This is a genomic window from Rubrimonas sp. (assembly GCF_036788415.1).
GTDB lineage: Bacteria > Pseudomonadota > Alphaproteobacteria > Rhodobacterales > Rhodobacteraceae > Rubrimonas.
Genome location: NZ_DAIQNN010000141.1, coordinates 1 through 5,414, shown reverse-complemented (window position 1 = coordinate 5,414; position 5,414 = coordinate 1). Strand labels below are relative to the sequence as shown.

Sequence of the window (5,414 nt, the reverse complement as noted above, 5' to 3'; positions counted from 1 at the left end):
GGGCCCGTTCAGAACCCGTCGAGCAGCATCGGGTCGGGCAGCATCGGGTCGGGCGGCATCGGGTCGGGCGCGGACAGCGTGACGTTGCGGAACAGGCTCTCGCCGACGGCCGGCTCTTCGTCGTTGTCCATGATGAAGACGAAGCCGTCGAACGAGCCGGACACGTAGTCCGACAGCACGATGTCGAAGCGGCGCCACTCGCCCGGCGCGATCCCGTCGGCGCGGAAGTCGAGGAGGCCGAAGTCGTCCTGCGTCCCGGCGAGGGCGAAGGTGGTCTCGCGGAGATTGACGCGCGGACGAACCAGCCCGACGCCATGGATCTCGCCGATCGCGGGCGCGGCGAACTCGAAGGACAGCGTCAGCCCGTCGACGACGTCGACGCTCTGGGCCACGTACTTCCAGCCGTTGTCGCTGAGACGGACCGTGGCGCCGCCGTCGAGCGTCTCGGCGAGGCCGAAATCCTGCGGGCCGATGCCGTGGGGACGCGCGTCGAAGCTGCGCACGGCGTCCGTGAAGTCGAGGCGCGCAACGTCGACGAAGTCGGGGCTGGTCACGTCGACGAAGTCGAACGCGTCCGCCGGCGGCGTCGCGCCGTGCGGATCGGGCGCGGAGAGCGCGACGTTGCGGAAGAGGCTTTCCCCGACCGCCGGCGCCGCGTCGTTGTCCATGATGAACAGCAGGCCGCTGAAGTCGCCGGACACGTAGTCCGACAGCACGATGTCGAAGCGGCGCCACTCGCCCGGCGCGATCCCGTCGGCGCGGAAGTCGAGGAGGCCGAAGTCGTCCTGCGTCCCGGCGAGGGCGAAGGTGGTCTCGCGGAGATTGACGCGCGGACGAACCAGCCCGACGCCATGGATCTCGCCGATCGCGGGCGCGGCGAACTCGAAGGACAGCGTCATGCCGTCGACGACGGTGAAGTTCTGCGGGAGGTGCTTCCAGCCGTTGCCGCCCACGCGCAGCGTCGCGCCGCCGTCGAGCGTCTCGGCGAAGCCGAAGTCCTGCGGGCCGATGCCGTGGGGACGCGCGTCGAAGCTGCGCGCGCCGTCCGAGAAATCGAGCTGAAGCAGCGCGACGGATCCGTCCGGCGGGGCCAGACCGCCATCGGGCGCGGGCTCGGGGTCGGCGGGAGCCGGCCCGGCGTCGACCGACCCCGGCAACGCGGCCAGGGCGTTCGTCAGCCGCAGATTGGAGAAGACGACCGATGTCGCGGCCCGCGCGTCGTCGTCGCCGATCAGCACCAGCCCGTCGAAGGCGCCCTTCACGAAGCGGCCGACCTCGATGACGACGGTGCGGGTCGTCCCCGCCGGCCACTGCGACCATGCGTCGCGGTGGCCCCAGTTCTGCGAGCCGGCGATGGCGAAGGCGTGCTCGGGCAGGACGCGTCCGTCGCGCAGGAAGCCGATGCCGACGATCTCCCCGGGATTGTCGATCGTCACGTCGACCGCGATGACGGACCGGGGGTCGAGCGCGACCGGTCCCGCCGCCTGCTTCCAGACGTTGCCGGTGAGCTTCACCCCGCCGTCGGTGATCTCGATCGCGCCGAAGTCCTGATCGCCCGGCAGATGCGACGACCAGTCGATGCCCCGCAGGCTGAGCGCCTGCGTCGGCCCGGGCGCCGGCTGCAGGCCGAGCAGGGCCTCGACTGCGGCGAAGCGTTCGACGTCGACGCCGGGGCTGCGGCCGCCCTGCAGCAGATGCGGCGCCACGACCGCGAAGTCCGACGGCCGGGCTTCGCCGCCGACATTGGCGTTGGCGAGGACGCGGGTGTGATGGGCGGGGCCGAAGACGTCGGCGCCGTTCATCCAGACGCTGCCGCGGTAGACGCCGCCGCCGCTGACGACGTTGAGCGCCGACGATCCGGAACCCGACACGACGTTGTCGACGACCTCGATGCGCGGCGACTCCTGGATGATCAGCGAGGCGTTGTGGAAATTGCGGTTGTGGGTGAGCACGACGTTGTTGGCGACGGTCGAATCGCTCATGCCGGTGAGATACAGCGCGTTGCGCATGCCGCCGTGGACGATGTTGTTGACGATGGTCAGGCCGTGGTTCCACGCCGGATCGCTGTCGGCTGAGCCGATGAAGATGCCCTGCGACGGCTCGCCGTTCCCCTGGACGAGGAAGTTGGAGTCGATGACGGTGTCGCGGACCTGCCGGATCTGGATGTAGTCGAGGTGGTCCCCCCCCGCCCGGATCGGGTTGCGCACCACGTTCCCGGCGATCACCGAGCCCGAGACATAGGCGAGCGACATGCCGTCCTCGCGGTAGTCGGTGATCATGTTGCCGCGGATCGTCGAATTGTAGAGCCCGCCGAAGCTCACGCCGCGGTGCGTGCCCTCCAGGTGGTTGCCCTCGATCGTGGCGTCGCGCACGTCCCTGCCGTAGATGCCGACGTCGACGATCCGGCCGTCGTGCTTCGAGCCGTCGTTCACGACGCTGCCGGTGAAGGTGTTGTCGCGAACGACGACGCCCTGCGTGTTGTCGAGACGAAGCAGCGTGTAGAACGCGTTGGTGACGACCGGCCAGTCCCGGGCGAAGGCGACGCCCTCGACGGTGACGTTGCGGCTTCCCGACAGGTTCATCGACTCCACGACGGCCGGCGAGGCCGGGTCGAGCGAGGTGATCGTGACGCCCTTCGCGAACGCCGCATCGCGCAGCGTCAGGCCGCCGAAGCCCCCCGGCGCCAGCGCGATGACGTCGCCGTCGCTGATCCGCCCGAGGGCGCTGTCGAACTGCGCCCGGTTGGCGACGACATGGGTGGTGGACATCCTTGGAAGGCTCCGAACGGGGGATGGCGCGGATGGTCGTGCGCGCCGGATGGAGGCGGGTCGGGATGGAGAGCTTGGCGCGCCTGTGGGGATGAACTTACGGCGGCGATGGTTAACCAAAGTTTCGCGGCGCCGCACGGGGATTGCACGGCCGGGCGCAACAGCCCCCCGATTGTGGCGGTGTTGCAGCGAAATGTCGGCGTCCGCCCAACATCTGGCGCGACGGCGGCCAATTGCGCTACCACGGGTGGCGTCGACAGGACGGCCGGGGAGATTCGACTTGCGCGTAGCGATGATCGGGACGGGCTATGTCGGCCTCGTCTCCGGAGTGTGCTTCTCGGACTTCGGACACGACGTCGTCTGCGTGGACAAGGCGCAGGCCAAGATCGAGATGCTGCGCCGCGGCGACATGCCGATCTACGAGCCCGGACTGGAATCGCTGGCGGCGCGCAACGTCGCGGCGGGCAGGCTGTCCTTCTCGACGGACCTCGCGGCTGCGCTCGACGGCGCGGACGCCGTCTTCATCGCCGTCGGCACCCCGACGCGCCGCGGCGACGGTCACGCCGATCTGTCCTATGTCTACGCCGCGGCGGAGGAGGTCGGGCGCGCCATGACGGCGCCCGGCGTGGTCGTGATCAAGTCGACCGTCCCCGTGGGGACCAACCGGGAGGTCCTGCGCATCCTGCGCCGCGTCCGCCCCGAGCTCGTGATCGACGTCGCGTCCAACCCGGAATTCCTGCGCGAAGGCGCCGCGATCGAGGATTTCATGCGGCCCGATCGCGTGGTCGTCGGCGCGGCGACGGAGCGCGCGCGCGACGTGCTGCGCGCCCTTTACCGGCCGCTGTCGCTGCGCGACGCGCCCATCCACTTCACCTCGCTGGAAAGCGCCGAGCTGATCAAGTACGCGGCGAACGCGATGCTCGCGACCAGGATCACCTTCATCAACGAGATCGCGGATCTGTGCGAGCACGTCGGCGCCGACGTTCAGGACGTCGCCCACGGCGTCGGGCTCGATCGCCGGATCGGGCCGAAGTTCCTGCATCCCGGGCCGGGATACGGCGGCTCGTGCTTTCCCAAGGACACGCTCGCCCTGGCGCGGACCGGTCAGTCGGCCAACAGCCCGCTGCGAATCGTCGAGACGGTCATCGCGGTGAACGACGCCCGCAAGCGCCGGATGGTGGAGAAGATCTCGGGCGCGCTCGACGATCGCCTCGCCGGCCGGCGCATCGCCGTCTTCGGCGTCACCTTCAAGCCCGACACCGACGACATGCGCGAGGCGCCGTCGCTGGTGGTCGTCCCCGCGCTGATCGGCGCCGGCGCCGCGGTCACGATCTGCGACCCCCACGGCCGCAAGGAGGGCGAGGCGCTCCTGCCGGGCGCCGCATGGCGCGAGGACCCCTACGAGGCGGCGGCGGCGGCGGACGCGATCGTTCTGCTGACGGAGTGGAACATGTTCCGCGGGCTCGACCTCGCGCGGTTGCGCTCGGTGATGTCGGGAGACGCGCTCGTCGATCTGCGCAACATCTACCGCCCGGCCGAGGCGGCGGCGGCGGGCTTCGCCTACACCTCGATCGGCCGGCCGGCCGCTGCGCCCGCATGAGCGCCGCCCGCCCGGCCCCGCCGCGCAGGCGCTCGCCAGTCGACGTTCGCGCGGCGCGCGGCGCGGGCGACCGGCGCCGCCCGGGTCCGCAAGGTCGATCGCCGTCGGCGCGCCCGAGGCGCGTCCGAGGCGCGTCCGGACGGGGCCGGTCATTTGGAGCGGCCAGATGTTGAGCATGGTGTCCAACGATCTCCGCCGCCGGCTGCGGTCCGTCGTGGAGCGGCCGGCCGTCACCCGTCCATCGCGCATCGGCACGTTTCACAAGACCGGGACCGTGCTGTGGAGCACGATCCTGCGCGACCTGCAGAGGGACGTCCGTCTGAGGGTCTGGTGGAGCAGCCGGGCGCGCAGCCCGCTTCTCGGCTGGGACATCGAGTTCAACGACCACGCATCGTTCAGACACGCCGACCCGTCGGCGCCCACGCTCATCTGCGTCCGCGACCCGCGGGACGTCGTGCTCAGCGCGGCCAGGTATCACGTCCGGGCGGACGAGCCCTGGCTGACCATGCCGACGCACCGGTATCCGGGCGACTACTGGCCGACGCTGGGCGCCACCTATCGCGAAGCGATCAACGCGCTTCCCACGATCGAGGAGCGCGTCGTGTTCGAGATGGACCATTCCGGCGGCAGGACGGTGCGCGCGATGGTCGCGGCGAAGGAGCGCCACCCCGACGCCATGATCGTCCGCCTGGAGGATCTGATGGTCGACGCGGATCTGTCGCTCTTCCGGTCCTGCTTCCGCCTGCTCGGCCTGCGCGACGAGCTGATGCCGGCGGCCGCGGAAGCGGCGCGGCGCAACTCGATATTCGGCGGCGTGGCGGAGAAGCGCGCGCATGTGCAGAGCGGCAGGGCGGGCGTCTGGCGCGAGGCGTTCGACGACCGGCTGACGGCCGCCTTCGCGGAGCGGTTCGGCGACGCCGCCGACAGGCTCGGCTATCCGGCCTGACGCGCCGCGCCATGCCGCCCCGTGAGTGTCGCCGTGAGCGTCGCAGTGAGCGTCGCAGTGAGCGTCGCCAGTAGCGTCGCCGGGCGCGAAGCTGCTTGAG

At 70.8% G+C, this 5,414-nt stretch carries 3 protein-coding genes; 2 read left to right on the top strand and 1 reads right to left on the bottom strand.

From position 1 onward, the window contains the following. Window positions 1-8: 8 nt before the first annotated feature. On the bottom strand, window positions 9-2,768 hold the full coding sequence (locus V7Q31_RS17115) for a right-handed parallel beta-helix repeat-containing protein (protein ID WP_333835065.1): 2,760 nt from the start codon (window positions 2,766-2,768) through the stop codon (window positions 9-11). Between the two features lie 280 nt (window positions 2,769-3,048). Here V7Q31_RS17115 and V7Q31_RS17110 point away from each other — a divergent pair, with 280 nt between their 5' ends. Beyond that, window positions 3,049-4,368: a UDP-glucose dehydrogenase family protein gene (locus V7Q31_RS17110; protein WP_333835064.1), complete on the top strand. Its 1,320-nt coding sequence runs from the start codon at window positions 3,049-3,051 to the stop codon at window positions 4,366-4,368. A gap of 166 nt (window positions 4,369-4,534) precedes the next feature. Further along, window positions 4,535-5,314, top strand: a complete 780-nt coding sequence (locus tag V7Q31_RS17105; RefSeq protein ID WP_333835063.1) for a hypothetical protein — start codon at window positions 4,535-4,537, stop codon at window positions 5,312-5,314. Window positions 5,315-5,414: the final 100 nt, after the last annotated feature.

Bases quoted from the DNA above. Each gene is read 5' to 3' on its own strand.
- V7Q31_RS17105 (WP_333835063.1), top strand. From the start codon at position 4,535: ATGTTGAGCATGGTGTCCAACGATCTCCGCCGCCGGCTGCGGTCCGTC.
- V7Q31_RS17115 (WP_333835065.1), bottom strand. From the start codon at position 2,768: ATGTCCACCACCCATGTCGTCGCCAACCGGGCGCAGTTCGACAGCGCC.